Annotated in this window: 24 protein-coding genes and 1 pseudogene; 8 read left to right on the forward strand and 17 right to left on the reverse strand. The window is 64.8% G+C overall.

The genetic code is table 11. From position 1 onward, the window contains the following. Nucleotides 1-48: 48 nt before the first annotated feature. The 8 genes from rng to FFS21_RS00145 all read right to left on the reverse strand — a co-directional run bounded on the left by rng (nucleotide 49) and on the right by FFS21_RS00145 (nucleotide 7,630). Entirely contained in the window at nucleotides 49-1,506 is a 1,458-nt protein-coding gene (gene rng, locus FFS21_RS00110) for a ribonuclease G (protein WP_137922912.1), read from the reverse strand. A gap of 81 nt (nucleotides 1,507-1,587) precedes the next feature. Next, nucleotides 1,588-2,190: a Maf family protein gene (locus FFS21_RS00115; protein ID WP_137922913.1), complete on the reverse strand. Its 603-nt coding sequence runs from the start codon at nucleotides 2,188-2,190 to the stop codon at nucleotides 1,588-1,590. A 226-nt stretch (nucleotides 2,191-2,416) separates the two neighbouring features. Further along, entirely contained in the window at nucleotides 2,417-2,896 is a 480-nt protein-coding gene (rlmH, locus tag FFS21_RS00120) for a 23S rRNA (pseudouridine(1915)-N(3))-methyltransferase RlmH (RefSeq protein WP_137922914.1), read from the reverse strand. Between the two features lie 22 nt (nucleotides 2,897-2,918). Continuing rightward, nucleotides 2,919-3,701, reverse strand: coding sequence for a ribosome silencing factor (rsfS, locus tag FFS21_RS00125; protein WP_171020298.1), 783 nt, complete (start codon nucleotides 3,699-3,701; stop codon nucleotides 2,919-2,921). 45 nt (nucleotides 3,702-3,746) lie between these two features. Continuing rightward, a complete protein-coding gene (locus FFS21_RS00130) occupies nucleotides 3,747-4,451 on the reverse strand; it encodes a nicotinate-nucleotide adenylyltransferase (RefSeq protein WP_137923067.1) in 705 nt (234 codons plus the stop codon). Between the two features lie 5 nt (nucleotides 4,452-4,456). Continuing rightward, nucleotides 4,457-5,377 (reverse strand): oxygen-dependent coproporphyrinogen oxidase, encoded by a 921-nt coding sequence (hemF, locus tag FFS21_RS00135; protein WP_137922916.1) that lies wholly within the window; start codon nucleotides 5,375-5,377, stop codon nucleotides 4,457-4,459. Between the two features lie 176 nt (nucleotides 5,378-5,553). Beyond that, complete coding sequence (gene purD, locus FFS21_RS00140; protein ID WP_137922917.1) at nucleotides 5,554-6,822, reverse strand: phosphoribosylamine--glycine ligase; 1,269 nt, start codon at nucleotides 6,820-6,822, stop codon at nucleotides 5,554-5,556. An 82-nt stretch (nucleotides 6,823-6,904) separates the two neighbouring features. Continuing rightward, entirely contained in the window at nucleotides 6,905-7,630 is a 726-nt protein-coding gene (locus FFS21_RS00145) for a YebC/PmpR family DNA-binding transcriptional regulator (protein WP_137922918.1), read from the reverse strand. Nucleotides 7,631-7,914: 284 nt separating this feature from the next. Here FFS21_RS00145 and FFS21_RS00150 point away from each other — a divergent pair, with 284 nt between their 5' ends. Further along, nucleotides 7,915-9,447, forward strand: a complete 1,533-nt coding sequence (locus FFS21_RS00150; RefSeq protein ID WP_137922919.1) for a helicase HerA-like C-terminal domain-containing protein — start codon at nucleotides 7,915-7,917, stop codon at nucleotides 9,445-9,447. Between the two features lie 85 nt (nucleotides 9,448-9,532). Here the strand turns inward: FFS21_RS00150 and FFS21_RS00155 are convergent, their stop codons facing one another. The 3 genes from FFS21_RS00155 to FFS21_RS00165 all read right to left on the reverse strand — a co-directional run bounded on the left by FFS21_RS00155 (nucleotide 9,533) and on the right by FFS21_RS00165 (nucleotide 11,600). Continuing rightward, the gene (locus FFS21_RS00155; RefSeq protein WP_137922920.1) at nucleotides 9,533-9,691 is read right to left on the reverse strand and encodes a DUF3149 domain-containing protein; all 159 of its coding nucleotides are present in this window, start codon (nucleotides 9,689-9,691) and stop codon (nucleotides 9,533-9,535) included. A gap of 108 nt (nucleotides 9,692-9,799) precedes the next feature. After that, nucleotides 9,800-10,450 carry a uracil phosphoribosyltransferase gene (upp, locus tag FFS21_RS00160; RefSeq protein ID WP_137922921.1) on the reverse strand — a complete coding sequence of 217 codons (651 nt, stop codon included), beginning with the start codon at nucleotides 10,448-10,450 and terminating at the stop codon, nucleotides 9,800-9,802. 157 nt (nucleotides 10,451-10,607) lie between these two features. Further along, entirely contained in the window at nucleotides 10,608-11,600 is a 993-nt protein-coding gene (locus FFS21_RS00165; protein WP_137922922.1) for a Bug family tripartite tricarboxylate transporter substrate binding protein, read from the reverse strand. Between the two features lie 210 nt (nucleotides 11,601-11,810). Here FFS21_RS00165 and FFS21_RS00170 point away from each other — a divergent pair. The 3 genes and pseudogenes from FFS21_RS00170 to FFS21_RS00180 all read left to right on the forward strand — a co-directional run bounded on the left by FFS21_RS00170 (nucleotide 11,811) and on the right by FFS21_RS00180 (nucleotide 14,002). Next, nucleotides 11,811-12,743: pseudogene (locus FFS21_RS00170) on the forward strand (DMT family transporter). Between the two features lie 51 nt (nucleotides 12,744-12,794). After that, nucleotides 12,795-13,583 (forward strand): SDR family oxidoreductase, encoded by a 789-nt coding sequence (locus tag FFS21_RS00175; RefSeq protein WP_137922923.1) that lies wholly within the window; start codon nucleotides 12,795-12,797, stop codon nucleotides 13,581-13,583. Next, nucleotides 13,583-14,002: a methylglyoxal synthase gene (locus FFS21_RS00180; protein WP_137922924.1), complete on the forward strand. Its 420-nt coding sequence runs from the start codon at nucleotides 13,583-13,585 to the stop codon at nucleotides 14,000-14,002. The genes FFS21_RS00175 and FFS21_RS00180 overlap by 1 nt, the downstream gene beginning before the upstream one ends. Nucleotides 14,003-14,064: 62 nt before the next feature. Here FFS21_RS00180 and FFS21_RS00185 read toward each other — a convergent pair whose 3' ends face one another. From FFS21_RS00185 to FFS21_RS00210, 6 genes are all read right to left on the reverse strand, one after another. Further along, on the reverse strand, nucleotides 14,065-14,358 hold the full coding sequence (locus tag FFS21_RS00185; RefSeq protein WP_137922925.1) for a YkvA family protein: 294 nt from the start codon (nucleotides 14,356-14,358) through the stop codon (nucleotides 14,065-14,067). A gap of 160 nt (nucleotides 14,359-14,518) precedes the next feature. Beyond that, nucleotides 14,519-15,658, reverse strand: a complete 1,140-nt coding sequence (locus FFS21_RS00190; RefSeq protein ID WP_137922926.1) for a BMP family ABC transporter substrate-binding protein — start codon at nucleotides 15,656-15,658, stop codon at nucleotides 14,519-14,521. A gap of 97 nt (nucleotides 15,659-15,755) precedes the next feature. Continuing rightward, entirely contained in the window at nucleotides 15,756-16,676 is a 921-nt protein-coding gene (locus FFS21_RS00195) for an ABC transporter permease (protein WP_137922927.1), read from the reverse strand. Between the two features lie 15 nt (nucleotides 16,677-16,691). Next, the gene (locus tag FFS21_RS00200; protein ID WP_137922928.1) at nucleotides 16,692-17,786 is read right to left on the reverse strand and encodes an ABC transporter permease; all 1,095 of its coding nucleotides are present in this window, start codon (nucleotides 17,784-17,786) and stop codon (nucleotides 16,692-16,694) included. Beyond that, nucleotides 17,779-19,344, reverse strand: a complete 1,566-nt coding sequence (locus FFS21_RS00205; RefSeq protein ID WP_137922929.1) for an ABC transporter ATP-binding protein — start codon at nucleotides 19,342-19,344, stop codon at nucleotides 17,779-17,781. Before FFS21_RS00205 ends, FFS21_RS00200 begins: the two co-directional genes overlap by 8 nt. 296 nt (nucleotides 19,345-19,640) lie before the next feature. Continuing rightward, nucleotides 19,641-20,558 (reverse strand): pirin family protein, encoded by a 918-nt coding sequence (locus tag FFS21_RS00210; RefSeq protein WP_137922930.1) that lies wholly within the window; start codon nucleotides 20,556-20,558, stop codon nucleotides 19,641-19,643. Between the two features lie 743 nt (nucleotides 20,559-21,301). Between FFS21_RS00210 and FFS21_RS00215 the strand changes: the two genes are divergently transcribed. The 4 genes from FFS21_RS00215 to FFS21_RS00230 are packed head-to-tail and all read left to right on the forward strand — an operon-like array spanning nucleotide 21,302 to nucleotide 24,839. Beyond that, nucleotides 21,302-22,015: an ABC transporter permease gene (locus tag FFS21_RS00215; RefSeq protein ID WP_137922931.1), complete on the forward strand. Its 714-nt coding sequence runs from the start codon at nucleotides 21,302-21,304 to the stop codon at nucleotides 22,013-22,015. A gap of 15 nt (nucleotides 22,016-22,030) precedes the next feature. Beyond that, nucleotides 22,031-22,969, forward strand: coding sequence for a glycine betaine ABC transporter substrate-binding protein (locus FFS21_RS00220; protein WP_137922932.1), 939 nt, complete (start codon nucleotides 22,031-22,033; stop codon nucleotides 22,967-22,969). 11 nt (nucleotides 22,970-22,980) lie between these two features. Then, the gene (locus FFS21_RS00225; RefSeq protein WP_137922933.1) at nucleotides 22,981-23,625 is read left to right on the forward strand and encodes an ABC transporter permease; all 645 of its coding nucleotides are present in this window, start codon (nucleotides 22,981-22,983) and stop codon (nucleotides 23,623-23,625) included. Continuing rightward, nucleotides 23,622-24,839, forward strand: a complete 1,218-nt coding sequence (locus FFS21_RS00230) for an osmoprotectant ABC transporter ATP-binding protein OsmV (RefSeq protein WP_137922934.1) — start codon at nucleotides 23,622-23,624, stop codon at nucleotides 24,837-24,839. Before FFS21_RS00225 ends, FFS21_RS00230 begins: the two co-directional genes overlap by 4 nt. The last annotated feature ends 104 nt before the right edge of the window (nucleotides 24,840-24,943 follow it).

Raw genomic sequence — 24,943 nt, forward strand, 5'->3', positions numbered from 1 at the left:
TGACAGAACGATGACTTGTACCGGAGGTTTTCCGATGGGGAGCAAAGGCTACATCAGGATGATGTCGTACTGCTCCTGGTGAAACGTAGACTCCACTTGCAGGGAGATCGGCTTGCCGATGAAGTCACCGAGCATGGCCAGATGCTGGCTTTCTTCTTCGAGGAACAGGTCGATCACATCCTGCGAGGCGAGGATGCGGAATTCGCGCGGATTGAACTGGCGCGATTCGCGCATGATCTCGCGGAAGATGTCGTAGCAGACCGTGCGCGGCGTCTTGACCTGACCCTTGCCCGTGCAGACCGGGCACTGTTCGCACAGCACATGCGCGAGCGATTCGCGCGTGCGCTTGCGCGTCATCTCGACCAGGCCGAGTTGCGAGAAACCGTTGACCGTGATGCGCGTGCGATCACGCGACAGCGCGCGCTTCAACTCCGACAGCACCGCATCGCGATGCTCGACATTTTCCATGTCGATGAAGTCGATGATGATGATGCCGCCCAGGTTGCGCAGGCGAAGCTGGCGCGCGATGGTGTGCGCCGCTTCGAGGTTGGTCTTGAAGATCGTGTCGTCGAAGTTCCGCGCGCCGACGTAACCGCCGGTGTTGACGTCGATGGTCGTCATCGCCTCGGTCTGGTCGATCATCAGGTAACCGCCGGACTTCAGGTCCACGCGCCGCGACAGCGCCTTCTCGATCTCGGCATCGATATTGAACAGGTCGAAGATCGGCCGCTCGCCGGTGTAGTGCGACAGCCGCGACAGCACGGCCGGCGTGTACTCCTGCGCGAACTCCACGAGCTTCTGGTAGTTCTCGCGCGAGTCCACCTGGATCACGCCGGTGGCATCGTTGATGAAGTCGCGCAGCACACGCTGCGCAAGATTCAGATCCTGATAAAGCAGGCTGGGCGACGGTTGCGTGGTGGCGTTCTGGCGGATCGACGCCCAGATTTTGCGCAGGTAGGATATATCGTTGCCGAGCTCCTCGTTGCTGGCTTCCTCGGCGATGGTGCGCACGATGAAACCGCCACGCTCGTCAGTGGGGACGAGTCCCTGCACGCGGGCACGCAGCGCTTCGCGATCCACTTCGCCCTCGATGCGTTGCGAGATGCCGATGTGTGGGTCCTGCGGCAGGTAGACCAGCGTACGGCCAGCGATGCTGACCTGCGTGGAAAGCCGCGCGCCCTTCGTGCCGATCGGGTCCTTGATGACCTGCACCATGAGCGCCTGGCCTTCGAACAGCGTCTTCTCGATGGCGGTATGGCCGTTCTTCTCGCCATCGCGCGGATGCCAGATGTCCGCCACATGCAGGAAGGCCGCACGCTCGAGTCCGATATCGATGAAAGCGGACTGCATGCCCGGCAGGACTCGCACGACCTTGCCTAGGTAGATGTTGCCGACCAGCCCGCGGGTGAGCGTGCGTTCGACATGCAATTCCTGCACGGCCGCCTGCTGCACGATGGCCACGCGCGTCTCTTGGGGCGTGATATTGACGAGGATGTCTTCGGTCATGGCGATAGATGCGGCTGGATGCGCGTCGCCGGTTGGCCGGCGCTTGTTGTTGTCGCCCGGTGCGACCGGGCATCGTGCCTGTCAGAAGCGCAGATCCGCTTCGCGCAGCAGCGCCGCCGTCTCGAACAAGGGCAAGCCCATGATACCCGAATAGCTTCCGTCGATTCGCTGGACAAATTCCGCCGCACGGCCCTGGATGCCATATGCGCCGGCCTTTCCGAGCGGTTCGCCGCTGGCCACATAGCGCTCGATCTCGGCACCGCTCATCGCACGGAAAGTGACGTGGGAGATCGACAGCGCATGGCGCTGGCCTCGCGCCGACACTACGGTCACGGCGGTCAGCACCCGATGCGTGGCGCCGGACAGTGCCGACAGCATCCTTGCTGCATCGGCCGCATCGGCGGGTTTGCCGAGAATCTCGCCACCCAGGCAGACCGTGGTATCCGAAGTCAGAATCGGCGCCTCGGCCAGCCCACGCCGAATGCGGCGCTGCAGCGCAGCGTCGGCCTTGAGCGCGCACACACGCTGCACGTAGGCATCGGGGGTCTCGCCGGGTAACTCGACCTCCAGCGCCTCGGCATCCTCGCTGGCATCGGCAAGCAGCAATTCATGCGTGACGCCAAGCTGGGTCAGCAGTTCACGACGGCGGGGAGATTGGGAGGCGAGATAGAGGAGGGCGGTCACGGGGATCGGTGCGAAAAAGGAGTGCGCCGATTGTACGCGTGGTAGCGAGGTGTCGAGTGTTTGCTCCCTCTCGGTTTTCTCCCCTCTCCCGCTTGCAGGAGAGGGGCGGGGGTGAGGGCCAGCGGTTCTATCCACGACAAGTCGCAATTTGTACCGCTATGCCCTCACCCCCAACCCCTCTCCCATTGCATGGGAGAGGGGAGCACAACAATAGGAAGCGAGAAACTCACACCCGATGATACGGATGCCCCTGCGTCACCGACCACGCGCGATACAACTGCTCGGCCAGCAGTACCCGCACCATGCCGTGCGGCAAGGTCAGGCTGGAGAGTCGGAATAACGTGTGCGCGCGCCCCTTGAGCGCGGGGTCGAGGCCATCGGCGCCGCCGATCAGGAAGGCGACGTCGCCGCCTTCGCGTTGCCAGCCGGTCAGTTGCTCGGACAACTGGACAGTCGTCCAGTCCTTGCCGCGCTCGTCGAGCGCGACGATGCGGCATTGCTTCGACAATGACCCGAGCACGGCGTCGATGCGCGCGGCTTCGCGCTGCATCACCGTGGCGGCGTTGTTGCTGGAAGAGCGGGCTTCCGGCTTGACCTCGCGCAGTTCGATGCGCAGTTCAGGCGGCATCCGCTTTGCATACTCCGCAAAGCCGGATTCGATCCACGCGGGCATCTTGTGGCCGACGGCCACGATCACGAGTTGCATGTGCGATGCCCGGTGGCTCGGGTCAGGCCGAGCGCTTGCGCGCTGCGGTCTTGGCAGGGGCCTTGGCGGCCGTCTTGGTGGCGGCAGTCTTGCGAGCCGGTGCCTTGGCGGCCGTGCCGGTGGCAGTCTTGCGACCCGGTGCCTTGGCAGCGGTGCCGGTGGCGGTCTTGCGAGCGGGCGCCTTGGCAGCGGTGCCCGTGGCGGTCTTGCGGGCCGGAGCCTTCTTGACAGCCGTGCCAGTCGAAGTCGTGCGCTTGGCCGGCGTCTTGCGGGCGCGGGCGCCCATCGTGGCCAATGCGTCGGAATCGGTATCCTCGTGGCCCATCGGCGGGGAGGGTTCCTTCATGCCTTCCGGCAGGCGGGCCAATGCCGGACGCAGGTTGGACGGGCGACGCACGCGCGGCGATGGTTCCGAGTCCTCGTCGTCCATCGGTTCGCTGGCCTTGGCCAGGCCCTTTGCGGACGACAGCTTCACGCGCACCGGCTTGTCACCCCAGATTTCCTCGAGGTTGTAGTACATGCGCAGTTGCGGCTGCAGGATGTGCACCACGGCATCGCCGCAGTCCACCAGCACCCATTCACCGGTTTCCAGACCTTCGACGGCGATGATATGACCGCCGGCGTCCTTGACCGTTTCCCGTACCGACGCCGCCAGCGCCTTGGTCTGGCGGTTCGAACTACCGCTGGCGATCACCACCCGGTCGAACAGTTCGGTCAGGTGAGTGGTGTCGAACACCTTGATGTCCTGCGCCTTCACATCCTCGAGTCCGTCGACGATCGCGCGCTGCAGTTTACGAATATCCATGGTGTCTTTCTTGTTCAGCTTCATTCGGGTAGGGTGCGCGTCGGCTCAAGGGTATTGGTATAGCCCGTGACGCGCGATGTAGTGTGCCACGCCGGCCGGCAGTTGGTCATCTGCCTGGTCCGGCAGCACGCCGCCTGCCAGATGCTGGCGCAGGCCGGTGGACGACAGGTCGACGGCAAGCGTCTGGTCGATCCACATATGTCCGGAGGGCGTGCATTGTATCAGGTGCGTGTCCGCCTGACGCTGCTGCATGGCTTCCAGCACCGGACCCTCCAGCGCATCGAGATGGAAACCCGGGCGCGTGGCGATGCACAGGTGCACATATTCGAACAGTGCCTCCCAGCCGTGCCATGTGTGCAGGCGCAGCAATTGGTCGGCACCCATCAGCCAGGACAGCGATGCCTGGGCGCCATAGGCCTCGCGCAGGTGCCGCACGGTATCGATGGTGTAGCTGGGGCCCTCGCGCTCCACCTCCATGCGGCTCACGCGTACCTTGCCGCGTGCCGGGGCGAGCGTGGCCGCAGCCAGTTCCGTCATCGCCAGCCGGTCGGCGGCGGGTGTCACGTGATCACCCTTCTGCCAGGATTGCCCGGTCGGAATCCAGACCAGTTCGTCGAGATCGAGGTGGTCCAGCGCAAGCTCCGCCAGTGCGATATGGCCACGATGCGGCGGGTCGAAAGTGCCGCCCAGGATACCCAGGCGATAGGGGCGAGTCGTTTCAGTGCCGGTCGGGCGGGTGGCTTCGGTCATCGACATCAGGCCCAGTCCCGCGCGGGCAGGAAATCGGTATAGAGCGCCGCTTCCGGCGTGCCCGGCTCCGGTTGCCAGTCGTAACGCCACGAGACCTGCGGCGGCATCGACATCAGGATGGATTCGGCGCGGCCGCCCGACTGCAGGCCAAACAGTGTGCCGCGGTCGAAGACCAGGTTGAACTCGACATAGCGGCCGCGCCGATACGCCTGGAAATCCCGCTCGCGTTCGCCATAGGGCGTGTCCTTGCGCGCATTCAGGATCGGCAGGTAGGCGTCCAGAAATGCATCGCCAGCCGAGCGCATCATCGCGAAACTCTGCTCGAAACCCAGCGCCGAGAAGTCATCGAAGAAGATGCCGCCGATGCCGCGCGCTTCGCCGCGGTGTTTCAGGAAGAAATATTCGTCGCACCATTGCTTGAAGCGCGGATAGAGATCGCCGCCGAACGGTGCCAGCGCAGCCTGGCAGGTCCGGTGGAAGTGCGTGCAGTCGTCCGCATTGCCGTAGTAGGGCGTCAGGTCCATGCCGCCGCCGAACCACCAGACCGGTTCTTCATCGGGCGCGTCGGGCTTGCGGGCGATGAAGCAGCGCACGTTCATATGGACCGTCGGGACATACGGATTGCGCGGATGAAAGACCAGCGAGACGCCCATCGCCTCGAAGCCACGTCCCGCCAGCTCCGGCCGGTTGGCGGTGGCCGACGGCGGCAACGTGCTGCCCCGCACGTGCGAGAAACCCACGCCGGCCCGTTCCATGATCTTGCCGCCTTCCAGGATGCGGGTGCGGCCATTGCCCTGCAAGCGCTCCATGGGAGGCTTTTCCCAGTTGTCTGTCAGGAACGGCTGGCCATCGACAGCAGCGATGGCGTCGGTGATGCGGTCTTGCAGGCCGAGCAGATAGTCACGGACTGCCTGGGATTCGATCATGATCGTGGATGGGGGTGGGCCGGTGGCAAAACGGCCGGGCTGCGTGCGCCGGCCGTCATTGCGGTGTCATGATTGTACCGGCTTGATCCGCCCCGCGGGCTGCGGGGGCAATGTGGGCCGACTTCGAGACCCACTTCACGCCAACGCTGGCCGGATCCGTGCGGGTGACCGACTCGTTAGCGCTTGATCGCGCGATAGCCGATGTCGGTGCGGAACTGCATGCCGTCGAAGCGGATCTGCTCCACGGCGGCATAGGCGTTCTTCTGCGCGGCCTTGACCGTGTCGGCCAGGCCTACCACGCACAGCACGCGTCCACCGGACGTCAGCAGCGTGCCATCGGTCAGGGTGGTGCCCGCATGGAACGTCACGGCGTCGTCGGTCTCGGCCGGGATGCCGGTAATGGCATCGCCCTTGCGCGGGTTCTCGGGGTAGTCGTACGCGGCCATGACCACGCCCAGCGCGGTGCGGCGATCCCAATCCAGTTCAATCTGGTCGAGCTTGCCGTCCACGGCCGCTTCCATCACGTCCACGAGGTCGGTCTTCAGGCGCGCCATGATCGGCTGCGTCTCCGGATCGCCCATGCGGCAGTTGAATTCGAGCGTCTTCGGGTTGCCGTCCTTGTCGATCATCAGGCCGGCGTACAGGAAACCGGTAAACGGGATGCCGTCCTTTTCCATGCCGCGCACGGTGGGCAGGATGATCTCGCGCAGCGCACGGGCGTGCAGCGCAGGCGTGACCACCGGGGCCGGCGAATACGCGCCCATGCCGCCGGTATTCGGGCCCGCATCCGCGTCCAGCAGGCGCTTGTGGTCCTGGCTCGTGGCCAGGGCCAGCACGTTCTTGCCGTCGACCATGACGATGAAGCTCGCTTCCTCGCCCTCCAGGAACTCCTCGATCACCACGCGCGCACCGGCGTCACCGAGCTTGTTGTCGGCCAGCATCATGTCCACGGCGCTATGCGCTTCTTCCAGCGTCATGGCCACGACCACGCCCTTGCCAGCGGCCAGGCCATCGGCCTTGATCACGATCGGCGCACCTTGTGCGTCGATGTAGGCATGGGCGCCGGCTGCGTCCGAGAACGTCTGATAGTAGGCGGTGGGGATGCCGTGGCGATGCATGAACGCCTTGGCGAAGTCCTTCGACGATTCGAGCTGGGCAGCGGCCTTCGTCGGTCCGAAGATGCGCAGACCGCGTGCGCGGAACACGTCGACGATACCAGCGGCCAGCGGGGCCTCGGGGCCGACTACGGTGAACGCCACGCCTTCACGCTCCACAAAGGCGGCGAGCACCTCGGGATCGGTCAGCGGCACGTTCTGCAGACGCTTGTCGAGCGCCGTGCCCCCGTTGCCCGGGGCCACGTAGACGACCTGCATCTTGGGCGACTGGGCCAACTTCCAGGCCAGTGCGTGCTCACGCCCACCCGAACCGACAACCAAAACTTTCATGATCCACTGCCAGAAAAGAAACGCATGCGAGAAGCGGCAGCTGGACGAGGCCGGGCTGCCGCCGTGGGGCGCGGTGCGAGGGTCAGTCCTCGATCACCGCGTTGGTAAAGACTTCCTGTACGTCGTCCAGGTTTTCGAGCGCGTCCAGCAGCTTTTGCATCTTGACGGCGTCGTCGCCGGTGAAGCTCACGTCGTTCTGCGGCTTCATGACCACATCGGCCACCTCGGCCTTGAAGCCGGCGGCTTCCAGCGCCGCCTTGACCTCGCCGAAATCGTTCGGCGGGCAGGTCACTTCGATCGAGCCATCTTCATTGGTCACCACGTCGTCGGCACCGGCTTCCAGCGCGGCGTCCATCAGCTTGTCCTCGGGCGTGCCGGGGGCGAACAGGAACTGGCCGCAGTGGGTGAACATGAACGCCACCGAACCTTCGGTGCCCATGTTGCCGCCGTGCTTCGAGAACGCGTGGCGGACTTCGGCCACGGTGCGGGTACGGTTGTCGGTCAGGCAGTCCACGATGATCGCGGCGCCCGACAGGCCGTAGCCTTCGTAACGGATTTCTTCGTAGTTCGCGCCTTCCAGGCCACCCACGCCGCGCTGGATCGCGCGCTGCATGTTGTCCTTGGGCATGTTCGCGTCCATGGCCTTTTCCATGGCCAGGCGCAGGCGCGGATTCGATTCGGCCTCACCGCCGCCAAGCTTGGCGGCCACGGTGATTTCCTTGATCAGACGCGTCCAGACCTTGCCGCGCTTCGCGTCAGCGGCGGCTTTCTTGTGTTTGATATTGGCCCATTTTGAATGACCGGCCATGTTTCTCTCCGAAGCGGAAAACGTGTCGTGTGATGTGGGAGCCCGGTGGCATGGCGCCGGCGGGATGCCGCGCGTGACCGGTTTCGGGTCGGTTTCCAGGTTTGTCCCTGACGATCCGGTGGCCACGCCATGTGATTGATGTGCCAATCTGCTGGCTATAATCAGCGCAGGATTTTATCACGCGCCCCTGCCGTGCCGCACCATGATCGATGGCCGGACACCGGCCGCCGCGCGGTTTCCTGCCTGTTTTCTGTCAATTGACACGCCGACTGCCGAGACCCGCCATGGCCGACCCCATCCTCATTGCCAAAAATGCCGATCACGACCTGATGCTGCTGCCCGAAATGGGGAACCGGCACGGCCTGATCACCGGCGCCACCGGTACCGGCAAGACCGTCACGCTGCAGACCCTGGCCCAAGGATTCTCGCGCCTGGGTGTCCCCGTTTTCATGGCGGACGTCAAAGGTGATCTAACGGGCATTTCCCAGGCCGGCGTGGCATCGGACAAGCTCAAGGCCCGACTGTCCGAACATGGCTTGCCCGAACCCCTTTGGGGGGCCTGCCCGACCACGCTCTGGGATGTCTTCGGCGAGAAGGGGCACCCGGTGCGTGCCACGGTGTCGCACATGGGGCCGCTGCTGCTGTCCCGCATGCTCGAACTCAATGACACGCAGCAGGGGGTGCTGAACCTCGTGTTCCGCATTGCCGATGCCAATGGGCTGCTGCTGCTCGACGCCAAGGATCTGCGCGCGATGCTCCAGTACGTGGGCGATAACGCGAGCCAGTTCACGACCGAGTACGGGAATATTTCGTCGGCGTCGATCGGGGCCATCCAGCGCGGGTTGGTCGCACTGGAATCGCAGGGTGCGGACAAGTTCTTCGGCGAGCCGATGCTGAACCTGGAGGACTTTATCCAGACCGAGAAGGGGCAGGGCGTCATCAATATCCTAGCAGCGGACAAGCTCATGAATGCGCCACGGTTGTACGCCACCTTCCTGCTCTGGATGCTGTCGGAACTGTTCGAGAAGTTGCCCGAAGCCGGCGACCTGGACAAGCCCAAGCTCGTCTTCTTCTTCGACGAGGCCCACCTGCTGTTCAACGACGCGCCGAAAGGACTGCTCGACAAGATCGAGCAAGTCGTGCGGCTGGTGCGGTCCAAGGGTGTGGGCGTGTACTTCGTGACGCAGAACCCGGTCGATATCCCGGACACGGTCCTCGGCCAGCTTGGCAACCGCGTGCAGCACGCCCTGCGTGCGTTTACGCCGCGCGACCAGAAGGCAGTGAAGGTGGCAGCCACTACGATGCGTGCGAATCCAAAGCTCGATCTGGAGCAGGCGATCAGCGAACTGGGTGTTGGCGAGGCCCTGGTGTCATGCCTCGACGCCAAGGGCACGCCTGGCGTGACCGAGCGGGCGTGGGTGCTGCCGCCTGGGAGCCGCATCGGCCCGGCCACCGATGAGGAGCGCCGCGCCCTGATCGCCAACTCGCTTGTCGCTGGCACCTATGAAAAAACCATCGACCGCGAGTCGGCCTATGAAAAGCTGCGCGGCGAGGCTGTTGGCGCGGCGCGCGGCACACCGACCGGCGCGAGCGACAAGGCGGGCGCAAAGCCTGCACCCGACACAAAGGAAGAAGAAGGCAGCTGGGCTGGCGAGATCTTCGGCTCGCTGACACGCGGCACTGGCAAGACGGGCCGCGGCGATTCGATCCTGGAGTCGATGGCGAAATCCGCTGCCCGCACCGTGGGCTCGCAGGTCGGACGTGAACTGATCCGAGGCGTGCTCGGCAGTCTGCTGGGCGGGGGCAAGCGGAAGTAACAATACGTCTTCCGGCTTTCAGAAACGACATCGCCCGCATCTGGCGGGCGATTGTCATTGCGACTGTGCGGCTGCAGGAAACTCGTCACGGCTTGCCGACGGCTTTTCTTGCCGCCTCCGCATCCTCTCTTGCCTTGCGCGAGAACAGGCAGACGAAGAACGCTGCCATGCCGATGATGAATGCGATGACGGCCAGGCTGGCGAGGCCGGTGGCCGTGGAGGTCAGGATCTTCAGTGCTTCCATGGGGAGACTCCTTGTTGACGCCGGAAACGATGCCCGGACACGCGTCCCCAGTGTAGAAAGAGTCCACCCCGTAAAACGTTGAGGCGTGTCAAGCGCGCCCCATCGACTTCAGTTTTTGGTGCCGAACAGACGGTCGCCCGCGTCGCCGAGACCCGGGATGATATAGGCGTGCTCGTCGAGGTGGCTGTCCAGCGAGGCCACGAAGAGCTTCACGCCGGGGTGGGCCTTCTGGAAGACCTCGACACCTTCGGGGGCTGCCACCAGCGCAACGAAGGTGATGGCCTCGTCGGGCACGCCGCGGCGCTTGAGCACGTCCACGGCATGGGCCGCCGAGTAGCCGGTGGCGACCATCGGATCGCACAGGATGAACGAGCGGTCTTCCACATCGGGCAGGCGCACCAGGTATTCCACCGGGCGATGCTGCTCGTCGCGATACACGCCGATATGCCCGATGCGCGCCGACGGAATCAGTTCGACCAGGCCATCGCTCATGCCCACGCCCGCGCGCAGCACCGGCACGATCGTCAGCTTCTTGCCGGCGATGACAGGTGCTTCCAGCGGCACCAGCGGCGTGTCGATATGGCGGGTGGTCAGCGGAAGGTTGCGCGTGATCTCGTAACCCATCAGCAGCGTGATCTCGCGCAGCAGCTCGCGGAACGTACGCGTCGACGTTTCCTTGTCGCGCATGTGCGAAAGTTTGTGCTGGATCAGCGGGTGATTGAGGATGAACAGATTGGGAAAGCGCGGATCTTGTTTCATGGCGGCTCGGCAGAGGCTCGACAAACTTTGGCGAAGTTCGGCAAAAGGAGGAGGCCCTCCCGGATACGGGAGGGCCGATGCAGCCGGATTGTAATGGATGGGGGCTGACCGCCGTTGCGCAGCGGCAGGAATTGCCGGGTGAAGGCAGCCGGGCGGGTCAGTCCACCGTGATGGCTGCCGATTTCGCCACCTTGCCGAACCGCTCGTACTCGGCCTGCGTCAGTGCCTGCAGTTCAGCCGCGCTGGACCCCTTCGGATTGAAGCCCGCCTGGGCCAGCTTGTCGCGCACCTCCGGCCGGGCCAGCGCCTCGACGAACGCGGAGTTGAGTGCCTGGACGATCGGTGCGGGCAGGTTGGCAGGGCCATAGACGCCAAACCACGGTTCCACGGCATAGCCAGACAGGCCGGCCTCGGCCAGCGTCGGCACGTTGGGCAGCGACGGCGCGCGTGTCTTGCCCGCCACCGCCAACGCACGCAGCTTTCCAGCCTGGATGTGCGGCAACGACGCGGGCAGGTTGTCGAACATCACGTTGACGTGGCCGCCGAGCATGTCGTTGATGGCCGGGCTGCTGCCTTTGTAGGGCACATGAACCAGTCCCGTCTGCGTCATCTGCGAGAACATGGCGCCCGCCAGATGCATCGAGGTACCCGTGCCGGCCGTGGCGTACGTCAGGCCGGGATGGGCCTTGGCATAGGCGATCAGTTCGGGCACGGTCTTGACCGGCAGGCTTTCGCTGACCTCCAGGACGATGGTCGACGTGCCGAGCAGGCTGATGGCCGTGAAGTCGCGGCGTGGGTCGAACGGGACGTGCTTGTAGATATGAGGATTCAGCGCATTCGTCGAAATGGCGCCGAAGCCGATGGTGTAGCCATCCGCCGCTGCCTTGGCCACGGCTTCCATGCCGATGTTGCCGCCCGCGCCGGGCCGGTTTTCGATCACCACGGGCTGGCCGAGCTTCTCGCCGACACGCTGGCCCACCGTGCGCGCCACCAGGTCGGTGGTGCCGCCCGCGGCGTACGGCACGATGAACCGGATCGGCTTGGACGGGAAGCCGTCAGCGGCGAAGGCGGGGGACATGCCTCCGGCAGCGAGCAACGTGGCGAGAAGCAGAAAAGCGCGCCGCGGCGCGGCGGTGGGGTGGGACGGCATGCGTCGGGTCTCCTTGATCTTTTTATCGGTTGCACCGTCCGGCCGGATCGCTCCCGTGCCGGGTCGGGCGCGGGTCATTGTATGGGAAAGCAGGTCATGCCGCCGGGGCCAGCCCGGGCGCCTTTTGACTTACAATCGGCGGGTTCGCCGGGTGCCATCGGCACACGACACCGACCGCCAGCGGCGACCACGCCCCAACCTGCTTTTCCCGTGTCCGCTTCCCAGAAGTCGCTCCCCTCGTCCCCGTCAGCAGGCGTTCACGCCGCGCATCGTGTCGGACTCGCCACTGCCGCCATCGGCGCGGTGCTCTTCTCCGCCAAGGCCATCGTGGCCAAGCTCATGTACCGCTACAACGTGGATGCCGTGATGGTCATCACGCTGCGCATGCTGCTATCGGCACCACTGTTCATGGCGATCGGCTGGTGGCAGGCGCGCAAGCTGCCGGCGTTGTCATGGGCGGATCGCGGGCGCGTGGTGTTCCTGGGCATCATCGGCTACTACCTGTCGAGCTTCCTCGACTTCCTCGGCCTGCAATACATCACCGCCGGGCTGGAGCGGCTGATCCTCTTTCTGACGCCGTCGTTCGTGCTGCTGTTCACCGCGCTGGTGTTCCGCCGTCCCATCCATGGTCGCCAATGGATTTCGCTGTTATTGGCTTACGCAGGTATCGTGCTCGTGTTCGTGCATGACCTCGACGTCAGTGGCGCGAAGGTCTGGCTGGGCGGAGCGCTGGTGCTGGCCAGTGCGTTGTCGTATGGTGTCTACCTGATTCTGAGCGGCGAGCTGGTACAGCGGGTGGGCTAGCTGCGGCTTGTGGCCTACGCCATGTGCGTGTCCACGCTTTGCTGTGTGATCCAGTATGCGGTGCTGGGCCGGCCCGTAGCCGAACTGGCGCAACCGGCGCCGGTGCTGTGGCTGTCGGCCATCAACGCGGTGTTCTGCACGGTGCTGCCGGTCTCGCTGACGATGATCGCGGTGGCGCGCATCGGCGCGCCGCTGGCGTCGCAAGCCGGCATGATCGGCCCGGTGTCCACGCTGGCCCTGGCGTTCTGGGTGCTGGGCGAGCCGATCACCGGGGTGCAACTGGCCGGTGGCGCGCTGGTGATGGGCGGCATGTATCTGCTGTCGATGAAGAAAGTCTGAAGCAAACCCTGAAACTAGTTTTGACGGTTCAACCAAGGAAGGAGAGAGACCATGGATTTCGGACTGCGCGGTAAGCATGCATTGGTGTGCGGCGCCAGCAAGGGCCTCGGGTTCGCGTGTGCCGAAGCGCTCGCGGCGGAAGGTGTCGACGTGGTGATCGTCGCGCGCGGTGCGGAGGCACTGGAGAAGGCTGCTGCCGACCTGCGCGCCCGCTACGGCCGCCGCGTGCTGGCGGTGGCGACCGACATCACCACGCCGGAAGGCCGCAAGCTGGCGCTTGACGCCGTAGCCAAGCTCGGTGATCTCGACATCCTCGTGAACAACGCCGGTGGTCCGCCCCCGGGCAACTTCCGGGATTGGGGCCGCGACGAATGGTTGGCCGCACTCGACGCCAACATGCTGACCCCGATCGAACTGATCAAGGCCACCGTGGACGGCATGATCGCGCGCCGCTGGGGCCGCATCGTCAATATCACGAGCGGGGCGGTCAAGGCACCGATCGACGTGCTGGGCCTGTCCAACGGCGCCCGTTCTGGCCTGACTGGCTTCGTGGCCGGCCTGGCGCGCGAAGTGGCGCAGCATGGCGTGACCGTGAACAACCTGCTGCCAGGGCCGTTCGACACCGACCGCCTGAAGAAAACGATGGAAGGCGGTGCCCAGAAGGCTGGCATCAGCATCGACGAAATGGCCAAGCGTCGTGCCGCGCTGAATCCGTCGCGCCGCTTCGGCGAAGCGTCCGAGTTTGGCGCCACCTGCGCGTTCCTGTGCAGCAAGCAGGCCGCTTTCATGACGGGCCAGAACGTGCTGCTCGACGGCGGCGCCTATCCGGGGACATTCTGATGGCTGTCCTGCGGCCTGACGGGGGGTGCAAGGCCCGCATCGCGTTGATTGCCCACGATCACAAGAAGGATGACATCGTCGCCTTCGCGGGCCGTCATCGCGAATTCCTCGCCCGCTGCGACCTGCTGGCGACGGGTACGACGGGCGGACGGATCGCCGACGAAACCGGGTTGCCCGTCTCACGGATGCTGTCCGGTCCGTGGGGTGGCGACCTGCAGATCGGCTCGCAACTGGCCGAGGGCAGGGTGACCGCCGTGATTTTCCTGCGCGATCCGATGACGCCTCAACCGCACGAACCGGACATCAACGCGCTGGTTCGTGCATGCGATGTCCACAACGTGCCGTGCGCCACCAACCTGGCAACGGCCGAACTGCTGATTGCGGAACTGGCGCGGCAGTGTGCGGAGGCGGAGAAGTAGTAAGCGAGACGAAAAAAACCGCTGCCAATGCAGCGGCTTTTTTTACCTCGACGCAGACACCATCAGCGTGGCCTGACCGTCGTCGCCGTCGCCCGCAGTTCCGCTTGCCTCAGGATATGCGGCGGCAGGCGCTTGAGGATCAGGTGGACAGCCAGGGGGATGATCACTACGTCGTCAACGATGCCAAGTCCGGCGATGACGTCGGGAACCAGGTCGATCGGCGAGAGTGCATAGGCCAGCAGGCCGAATGCGGCAGGCTTGAGCCAGGGCGGTGCATCGGGGTGGCGCAGGGCGTACCAGAACAGGCGGCCGTCACGGCGCACCAGTGTCCAGAGGGCAGAGAATCGCTTCCACATGATGGGCCTCCTTGGTCACACGATCAGCGGGTATGAGCAAGTAGCTTGGGCCGGTGTGGGCCGATTCAAGTTCCCCGGCGCGGGAACGAAACAATCCGGCAGAAAAAACGCCGGCACGAGGCCGGCGTTTTCGTCACAGGGCAGAAGCAGCCGCGGGATATCAGCCCGGCACGTTGCCTTCCACACCCTCCACGTAGAACTTCACGTTGTGCAGGAACGCGTCGTCTGCGGCCTTGCCGTCAGCCAGTTGTTCCTTGCCCGTGTTGTCCTTGAGCGGACCCTTCCAGATCGGTGCGGAGCCGTCGATGATGCCCTTCTTGCGTTCTTCCACAAGTGCCTTGACGTCCTCAGGCACCACGGCGTTGAACGCCTTCAGGTCGATCATGTTTTCCTTCAGGCCCCACCAGATGGTGCTGTTCTTCCACTGGTTGTTCAGCACGTCTTCCACGACCTTGTTGTAGTACACGCCCCACGAGATCACGGAGGCGGCCAGGTGGGCCTTCTCGCCAAAGCGGGTCATGTCGCTATCCCAGCCGAATGCGTAGACACCCTTTTCCTGGGCCGTCTGCACCACGGCGGCGGAGTCGGTGTTCTGCATCAGCATGTCCACGCCCTGGCCGATCAGCGTGGTGGCGGCTTCGCGCTCCTTGCCCGGATCGAACCACTTGTTCACCCATACCACCTTGACGGTAGCCTTCGGGTTCACCGAACGCGCACCCAGGGCGAAAGAGTCGATGTTGCGGATGACTTCGGGAATCGGTACCGATGCCACCACACCCATCTTGCCGCTCTTGCTCATCTTGCCAGCCACTACGCCAGCCAGGTACGCGCCCTCATAGGTGCGCACGTCGTACTGGGCGAGGTTGTCGGCGGTCTTGAAGCCCGTGGCGTGCTCGAATTTCACGTCCGGGAATTCCTTGGCCACCTTGAGCATCGACTCCATGTAGCCGAACGTGGTGCCGAAGATCAGCTTGTTACCCTGGCTGGCCAGGTCACGGAACACGCGCTCCGCATCGGCGGCGGATTCGGGCACGTTCTCGACGAACGTGGTCTTCACCTTGTCGCCGAACTTGGCTTCCACAGCCTTGCGGCCGGCGTCGTGGGCATAGGTCCAGCCGGCATCGCCAACCGGTCCGATGTAGACGAAGGCCACCTTGAGCGGCTCGGCGGCGGCAGCGGCCGGGGCCGAGGCAGCGCCCGTTTCGGCGGGCTTGTCGGCTTCCTTCTTGCCGCAGCCGGCCAGGGCCAGCACAGCGGTAGCGGCCAGGGCCGCCAGCGTGGTCCTGCGTGTCACGATCATCGATCTCTCCTTGATAAGACGTCTTTGTGATGTGGTTTGACTTCGGGTTGCTGCTTTCTTGTTGAAGCTTTGGTGATGCGTTTTCGGTGATGCGTTCTCAGGCGCTGCCTGGACGGAACGGCTTGCCTAGCGACGCCGGCATATTGAGTCGGATCCACGCAGGATTCCGAGAGATCAGTGCCAGCACGACGATGGTGGCCGCGTACGGCAGCATCGACAGGAACTGCGATGGCACGGAGACGCCGATGCCTTGCAGATAGAACTGCAGAATCGTCACGCCGCCAAACAACCACGCGCCGATCAGCACGCGCCCGGGCCGCCAGGTGGCGAAGGTGGTCAGCGCCAGCGCAATCCAGCCGCGCCCCGCGACAAGGTTTTCCACCCACATCGGCGTGTAGACCAGCGACAGGTAAGCGCCAGCCAGTCCGCAGCAGGCACCGCCAAACAGCAGCGCGCAGAACCGGATCCAGCGCACCGGGTAACCCAGCGCATGGGCCGATTCCGGCGATTCGCCAATGGCGCGCAGCGTCAGTCCGGCCCGCGTGCGGAACAGGAACCACATGATGGCAAAGCACAGCAGCAGGCTGAAATAGACCATCCAGTGATGCTGGAAGAAGGCGGGGCCGACGAAGGGCAGGTCGGCCAGTCCGGGCACGGCCTTGGCCTGCGCTGGCATGGCGAAGCCGACGAAGCGTTGCGCCATGAAAGCAGACAGGCCCGTGCCGAAGATCGACAGTGCGAGCCCGGTTGCCACCTGGTTGGTCGCCAGCACCAGCGCGAGCCAGGAGAACAGCGTGGCCATCAGCATGCCGGCGCCCGCGCCGGCGATGAAACCGAGCATGGGCGACTGGGTTTGATAGCCGACCATGAAGCCGAACGCGGCGGCTACCAGCATCATGCCTTCGGCGCCGAGGTTCAGCACGCCAGCGCGTTCGTTGACGAGCAGGCCGAGTGCGGCCAGCAGCAGCGGGGTACCGGCGTTGATCGCCGTGGCGATCAGGGGAGCGAGTTGTTCCATGTTGTCAGCTCCGGGTCAGGCGGCACGAGCGCGCCAGCGCAAGCGGTTGTCGATCAGCGTGTCGCACGCCAGCAGGAAGAACAGCAGCATGCCCTGGAACACCCATCCAAGCGCCGAAGGCAGGCCCAGCCGCGACTGCGCCATTTCTCCGCCGATATAGAACAGCGACATCACGATGCCGCCGAACACGGCGCCCACCGGATGCAGCCGGCCCACGAACGCCACGATGATGGCGGTGAAGCCGTAGCCCGGGGAGATCGATGGCAGCAATTGTCCGATCGGACCCGTCACCTCGAACGCGCCGGCCAGTCCGGCCGTGGCGCCCGAAATCAGCAGCGCGCTCCACAGCGCGCTGCGCGACGAGAATCCCGCATAGCGCGCGGCAAGCGGCGCGGTGCCGCCCACCTGCAGCCGGTATCCGGCAAAGCTGCGGAAGATGAAGATCGACATGATCACCACCAGCACCAGCATCACCGCAAAGCCCACATGCAGGCGCGAACCGGGCAGCAGGTTGGGCAGCAGGAAGGCCGAGGCGAACACCTTCGACTGCGGGAAGTTCATGCCGTTGGGGTCTTTCAGCGGACCATTGACCACCCAGAGCAGCAACTGCTGGGCAATGTAGGTCAGCATCAGCGACACCAGAATCTCGTTGGCGTTGAAACGGTCCTTGAGCAGCGCGGTCAGCGAGGCCCACACCATGCCGCCGATGCAACCGGCCACGGCCGCCAGCGTCAGCACGACAAAGCCGCTCGTCGTGTTGCCGGGCACATCGAACCACAGCACGGTGGCGCCAGCAAAAATGCCACCGAGGATCAACTGCCCATCGGCGCCGATGTTCCAGATGTTGGCGCGGTAGCACACCGACAACCCGAGCGCGCACAGCACCAGCGGTACGGTCTTGAGCAGCACCTCGCCAATGGCGCGCGTGTCCTTTACCGGATCGACGAGAAACACCTTGAGCCCGGCCACCGGGTCCTTGCCGATGGCGAGGAACAGCAGCGCACCGAACAGCAGCGTCAGCACGAGTGCGAAGACGGGCGAGGCGTAGGCGAGGGCGCGCGACGGTGTGCCGCGCGGCGAGAGCGTGATGGGAGATTGCAATTTAGCCATGAGTGGGTGCCTCCACGGTAGCGGCCCGCTCGCTGGCGGGACCGCCTTCCCAGAGGCCGCTCATCCAGAGTCCCACCTGCTCGCGCGTGGCCGTTTCCACGGGAATCGACGGTGAGAGGTGGCCCTTGGCAATGACGTGGAGCCGGTCGCAGATCGCGAACAGTTCATCGAGTTCTTCGGAGACGACGAGGATCGCGCAGCCGGTGGCCTTCAGCGCGAGGATCTCGTTGTGGATCTGCGCGGCGGCGCCCACGTCCACGCCCCAAGTGGGTTGCGCGACGATCAGTACTTTCGGGCCGGCCTCGATTTCTCGTCCGACGATGAACTTCTGCAGGTTGCCGCCCGAGAGGCTGCGCGCCAGCGCGTCAGGGCCGCTGGCCTTGACGCGGAAACGTTTGATGATGCTGGCGGCCAAGCCTTCGGCCGCGCCGGTAGAGACCATGCCGCTGCGCACGTACGGCGGCGTCTGATGCGACAGCAGCACGTTCGACGACAGGCTCATGCCCGGCACCGCGCCGCGCCCCAGCCGCTCCTCGGGTACGAACGCCAGCCCGGCCCGGCGGCGCTCACGCGCGTCGAGCTTTCCTGCGGGGCGGCCGTCGAGGTGCACGGCGGCAGCGGCGCCGCGTGCGTCCTCGCCTGACAGCGCCGCCAGAAGTTCCTGTTGTCCGTTGCCCGATACCCCGGCGATGCCGACGATCTCGCCCGCATGCACGTCCAGCGAAATGCGTTCCAGTGCCGTGCCGAACTGGTGCGCGCGCGCCATCGTGAGGTCGCGCACGGCAAGTCGTACCGGTCCGCGCTCGGTGGTCACGCGCGCCTCGCGCGGCGGCTCGCCGCCAATCATCATGCGCGACAGCGACGCCGCGCTTTGCTCGCGCGGATCGCACACGCCGGTCACGCGACCCATCCGCATGACGGTGGCGTGGTGGCACAGCGCGCGGATCTCGTCGAGCTTGTGGCTGATGTAAAGGATGCTCGTACCCTCGGCGGCTAGCTTGCGCAGCGTGACGAAGAGCGTTTCCACGGCCTGAGGCGTCAGCACCGAAGTGGGCTCGTCGAGGATCAGCAGTTGCGGATCGGCCAGCAATGCGCGGACGATTTCCACGCGCTGGCGCTCGCCCACGGACAGCGTGTGAACGTGGCGGCCAGGCTCCAGCGGCAGGCCATAGCGTTCGGCCGTGGCGCGGATACGCTCGCTGAGTTGCTTCATGTTGCCGGCGTCTTTCGGCGGCAGGCCCAGCGCGATGTTCTCGGCCACGGTCAGCGTGTCGAACAGCGAGAAATGCTGGAAGACCATGGCGATGCCCAGATTACGGGCGTCGTGCGGACTGGCGATCGAGACTGGCGCCCCGTTGAAGTGCATCTCGCCAGCGTCGGGTCGAACCGCGCCGAAGATGATCTTCATGAGGGTGGATTTGCCGGCGCCATTCTCGCCGAGGACGGCATGGATCTCGCCCGGTGCGACGGTCAGGCTGACGTCGTCATTGGCGGTCACGCCGGGGTAGCGCTTGGTGATATGCGCAAGCGCCAGCCTGGGGGGTGTTTGTAATGTCACTGAGGCGGCTCGAATTATTGTGGCAGCAACGTTTGGGCACTTGTGACGGCGGCTGTGCGTGGCGCAGCATCGCCGCGCACCATGCCTTCATCATCATGAATGCGTGATGATCGGAATTAGCGTTGAATTATATAAGTGCGTGGGGGCTGGCCGGACCACATTGACCCTCTAACCGTGCCCCACAACGGTTACGGGGAGGTTGCAAGTCGCGTGCCGGCCACACTGGCAAAGAAAAACCGCCGCGCTGCCGGTCAGGGCAGGGCGGCGGTCTGGGTTGACCTCAGTCAAGGCCAGGGTTACCCGGCGCTGGCAGGTATCGTGGCGAAGCGGCCGTCGCGGAAGTCGGCCAGGGTCTGGTAGATCTGTTCCTGCGTGTTCATCACGAACGGGCCGTACTGTGCGATCGGCTCGTTCAGCGGCTGTCCGGCGATCAGCAGGAAGCGGGCATCCTCGCTGGCTTCCACCACCACGCCGTCGGATTGCCCGGCGTTGTCGAGTACTCCCATTCGCTGGGCTTCGAGCACGGCGGCATCTGCCTCGCCGACCTTCACCGTGCCCCGGTACACGTAGAGGAACGCGTTATGGCCAGCGGGCAGCGTCTGCGCAAAGGTCTGGCCGGCAGGCAGATGCACGTCGAGATACAGCGGCTCGGTCACGGGCCGCGTTACCGCGCCCGCCACGCCGTGCGAGGCGCCAGCCAGCACGCGAACGGTGCCGCCCGACGGCAGCGCCACGGTCGGAACCTCCGCCGACGGAATGTCGCGATACCACGGCGTCGTCATCTTGTCCGCGGCCGGCAGGTTCAGCCAGAGCTGGAATCCTTCCATGCGGCCATCTTCCTGTTCAGGCAATTCCGAGTGCACCACGCCGGAACCCGCCACCATCCACTGCGCGCCGCCGTTTTCCAGCAGCCCTTCATGCCCGGCGCTGTCGCGATGGCGCATGCGCCCGGCCAGCATGTACGTGATGGTTTCGAAGCCGCGATGCGGATGATCGGGGAACCCGCCGATGTAATCGTCCTTGTTGTCGGTGCCGAAGGCGTCGAGCATCAGGAACGGGTCCAGGCGGCGCTGCAGGTTCTGCGTGAGGACGCGCGTCAGCTTGACGCCGGCGCCGTCGGATGTGGCAATGCCACGCACCACGCGGTCCACGACGCGTGAGCGCTGCACGGTTTCCGTGGCGGTGGCTGGTACGGTGGAAATGCGAGTGGTCATGTCTGTTCTCCGGTTGCGACGACCGGGCCGGAAAACGCAAGGCCCGCCGTTCGATCTACCCATGCAATGTAAGGGTTTGGCGGAAAAGCGGTAGACGGCAGGCCGGCAACAGATCGTTCCAAAGTTGGGACGAAGTTGGCGCGACAACAGTGAAAAATAGAACGACAGGGCGCGTGGATCGGATCAGGACTCGAGGTCTTTCCCTCGTCGGAAAACGCCGATGGTCAGCGCGCTACCTCCCGTTCCCCAATAGCCGGATTTCCGCGATTTTCCCGCCGGGAAGCGCCGGATTTGGGCGGAAGATGACAGGATGACGGAAGTTGTGTAGAATAGCGGTCTCTTTGTCATCCGTTGCTGAGAATTGTGGTGGGCGAGCCTGCACTCCGAACCCCCGCAATCCGTTGTACAGCAACGGCCGATTGACCGACGGCGCCAACCGAAAGCGCGTTCAACACGACATCAGTCGCCGTCACGGGCCAACCTGGGTTTCACCTCAGCGTTGCGCCGCACCTGCGGGTTCGGGCCTCACGCCTGAATCCCATCAACGGGTGATTCGCTGATCTCCGGTCGGCGTCGCACCCAAGTCCGTCCGCTGGCAATCCTGCCAGTCATGGCGGCAAGGCAATCTGAATCGGGCCCCGGCGGGCACCCATCGACAAATACCGCCGGCCCTATTGTTTTCCGCATCTGAAATGTGGCGATTGATCCATTTTCGTCGCAGTTCGGAGTTGGAGAGGGGAAGTATGTCAAAGCAAACCATCCGGGCTGTGGCCTGGGGCGGCGTCGTTGCCGTTGCATTGGTCGGGCTCGTCTCGTGGATCGGCGTCGATGTCATCCGCCAGTACCAGGAGCGCCTGCTCTACAACGTAGCCGACCACCTTCGCCTTGTGGCGATCTCGATGACGCTTGCGCTGCTGACCGGCTTGCCGGCAGGCATTGCGCTGAGCCGCCCGTGCATGCGCCGCTGGGCGGACAAGCTGATGCAGGTCTTCAATATCGGCAACACCGTGCCGTCGCTGGCAGTACTGGCCCTCGCGCTGGCTGTGCTGGGCATCGGCGAGCGACCGGCCATTCTGGCCCTGTGGCTCGCCTCGCTGCTGCCGATCGTGCGCAATACCTATGAAGGGCTGCGCACGGTATCGCCCGCGCTCAAGGAAGCCGCACGCGGTATCGGCATGACGCCGTGCCAGCGTCTGGTGCGCGTGGAACTGCCCAATGCGCTGCCAGTCATCTTTGCCGGCGTGCGAATCAGCCTGGTGATCAATGTCGGCACCGTGCCGCTGTCGTTCCTGATCGGCGCGAACAGCCTCGGCGAAATGATTTTCCCGGGCATTTACCTGAACAACCAGCCGCTGTTGTTGCTGGGCGCCGCCGCCACCGCGCTGCTGGCCCTGGCGCTGGACGCGCTGTTCGCCGCGGCGGGGCATGTGTACCTGCGCCGACGCGGACTCGCCTGAGTGAGGAATCGCATCATGACCAAACCGATACACCGCCTGACCGAAGGCCGGGCGTTCTGGCTGCTGGCCGCCATTGGCGTGGCCGCCGCCGCACTGCTGCTTGGCACGGCCCCGGCGCGCGCCCAGGAAGGCGCCAGCCAAGTGCGCGTGGGTGGCAAGAATTTCACCGAGCAGTTGATCCTGTCGTCGATGACCACGCAGTACCTCAAGGCCAAGGGCATCGACGCCACGCTGACGTCGGGCCTGGGCAGCACGCTGATGCGCCAGGCCATGGAGTCGAACCAGCTCGACGTGGTGTGGGATTACACCGGCACTGCGCTAATCGTTTTCAACAAGGTCGAGGAGAAACTCGATGGCCCCGCCGCCTACGCCCGCGTGAAGGAAATGGACGCCGGCAAGGGGCTGGTCTGGCTCGCGCCCTCCGAGATCAACAACACCTATGCGCTGGCCATGCCGAAGGAGCGCGCGGCAGGCATTACCAAACTTTCGGCCTACGCCGCGAAGATGCGCGCCGACGGCGAGGACACGAAGCATCCGCTGGCCGTGGACATGGAGTTCGCCGCACGTCCCGATGGCCTGGAGCCACTGAAGGCTGCCTACAAGCTGCCTTTCACGCGAAAGGACGTGATCCAGCTCGATCCGGGTCTGGTCTATCTAGCCCTCAGGAACAACCAGGTGGACCTCGGGCTGGTCTACGCGACCGATGGGCGCGTGAAGGGCTTCGACCTCGTGCTGCTCGAGGACGACCTGGGTTTCTTCCCGCCGTATAACGCTGTTCCCGTGGTGCGCAAGGCTGTACTCGACGCGCGGCCCGAACTGGCGAACCTGCTGAATGCGCTGTCAGCAAAGCTCGACAACGCCGCGATGACCGACATGAACTACCAGGTCGACATCAACCATGAGCCCGTTGACAAGGTGGCTGGCGATTTCCTGCGCAGCCACGGCCTGATCTGAGGAGCCAGAACATGTGGAATTACCTCCAGAACAACTGGGCCATGCTGCTGCGCCTGACGGGCGAACATCTCGCCCTCGTCGGGTCGGCCGTGGGCATGGCCATCGTGATCGGTGTGCCGCTCGGCATCCTGATTACCCGCCACCGCTTCCTGGCCACGCCGCTGCTGGCGCTGGCCACTGTGGTGCTGACGTTGCCGTCCATCGCACTGTTCGGGCTGATGATCCCGATCTTCGCGCGCTTCGGACACGCGCTCGGTTATGTGCCGGCCGTGACCGCCGTCTTCCTCTACTCGTTGCTGCCGATCATGCGCAACACGTACACGGCATTAGCCAACGTTGATGCCGGCATCCAGGAGGCGGGACGCGGCATCGGCATGACCACCTGGCAGCGCATGCGGCTGGTGGACCTGCCGCTGGCCGTGCCGGTGATCCTCGGCGGGGTACGTACTGCCGTGGTGATGAACATCGGCGTTGCCACCATTGCCGCCGTCGTAGGCGCGGGCGGCCTCGGCGTGCTGATCCTGCAAGCGATCGGCCAGACCAACATGACCAATGTGGCCGTGGGCGCGGTACTCGTCAGCCTGCTCGCCATCGTCGCCGACGTCGCCCTGCAGTCCCTGCAGCGCGCACTGACACCGAAAGGAATCCGACAATGATCGAACTCGACAAACTCACGAAAGCCTTCCCCCAGAAGGACGGTTCCGAAGTGCGGGCCGTGAACGAGGTCAGCATGACCGTGCCGCGCGGCGAGATCTGCGTGTTCCTGGGGCCGTCCGGCTGCGGCAAGACCACCACGCTCAAGATGATCAACCGGCTGATCGAGCCGACTTCGGGCACGGTGCGCATCGATGGCGAGGACACTGCCGGTATCGACGGCGTGGCGCTGCGTCGCAAGATCGGCTACGTGATCCAGCAGATCGGCCTGTTCCCGAACATGACCATCGAGGAAAACATCATGGTCGTGCCGCGCCTGCTGGGCTGGGACAAGAAACAGTGCCGCGAGCGCGCCCGCGAACTGATCCGCATGGTGCAACTGGACCCGGACAAGATGCTCAAGCGGTATCCGCGCGAACTCTCGGGCGGCCAGCAACAGCGGATCGGCGTGATCCGCGCACTCGCCGCCGACGCGCCGGTGCTGCTGATGGACGAGCCGTTCGGCGCCGTGGACCCGATCAACCGGGAGAGCATCCAGAACGAGTTTTTCCAGATGCAGCGTGCGCTTGGCAAGACCGTGATCATGGTCTCGCACGACATCGACGAGGCCATCAAGCTCGGCGACAAGGTGGCCGTATTCCGCGGCGGCCGGCTCGTGCAGTTCGATCATCCCGACGCACTGCTGGCACACCCTGCCGATGACTTCGTGCAGGCCTTCGTGGGCCACGACAACACGCTGAAGCGCCTGCTGCTGGTGCGCGCTGGCGATGCCGCCACGATGCCGCCGACGGCCCGCCCGGACATGTCGCTGGCGGAAGCCTTCGGCGTCATGGATGAAGCGGATGTGCGCCATTTGCCCGTGGTGGACGATCAGCGCGCCCTCGGCTACGTCACGCGCCGCGACGTGCGCGCTGCGTTAGCCAAGGGCGGCAACTGCGCGGAAGTGATGCGACAGTTCACCACCACGGCGGCCTTCGACGAACACTTGCGCATCGTGCTGTCGCGCATGTACCAGCACAACACGAGCTGGTTGCCCGTGATCGATGGCGATGGCATGTACCTCGGTGAAGTGACGCAGGAATCGATCGCCGACTACCTCAGCTCGGGACGCTCGCGCGGCAACGCGCCAGTGATCCAGCCACCGGCGAGTTCGCCGCTGGCGATGATCGGGCCGGCGGAGGCGCCGGTGCCGGGTAGGGAGAAGGTGGCGGCGTAAGTCGCTCCCCTCTCTATGGGGTTTCTCCCCTCTCCCACTTTGTGGGAGAGGGGAGCGCCCCGAAGCAGTATCAAAAAAAACGGCCACGTGGCCGTTTTTTTCAC

Origin of the sequence: Cupriavidus sp. 2SB, from assembly GCF_005503625.1 — a bacterium.
Lineage (GTDB): Bacteria > Pseudomonadota > Gammaproteobacteria > Burkholderiales > Burkholderiaceae > Cupriavidus.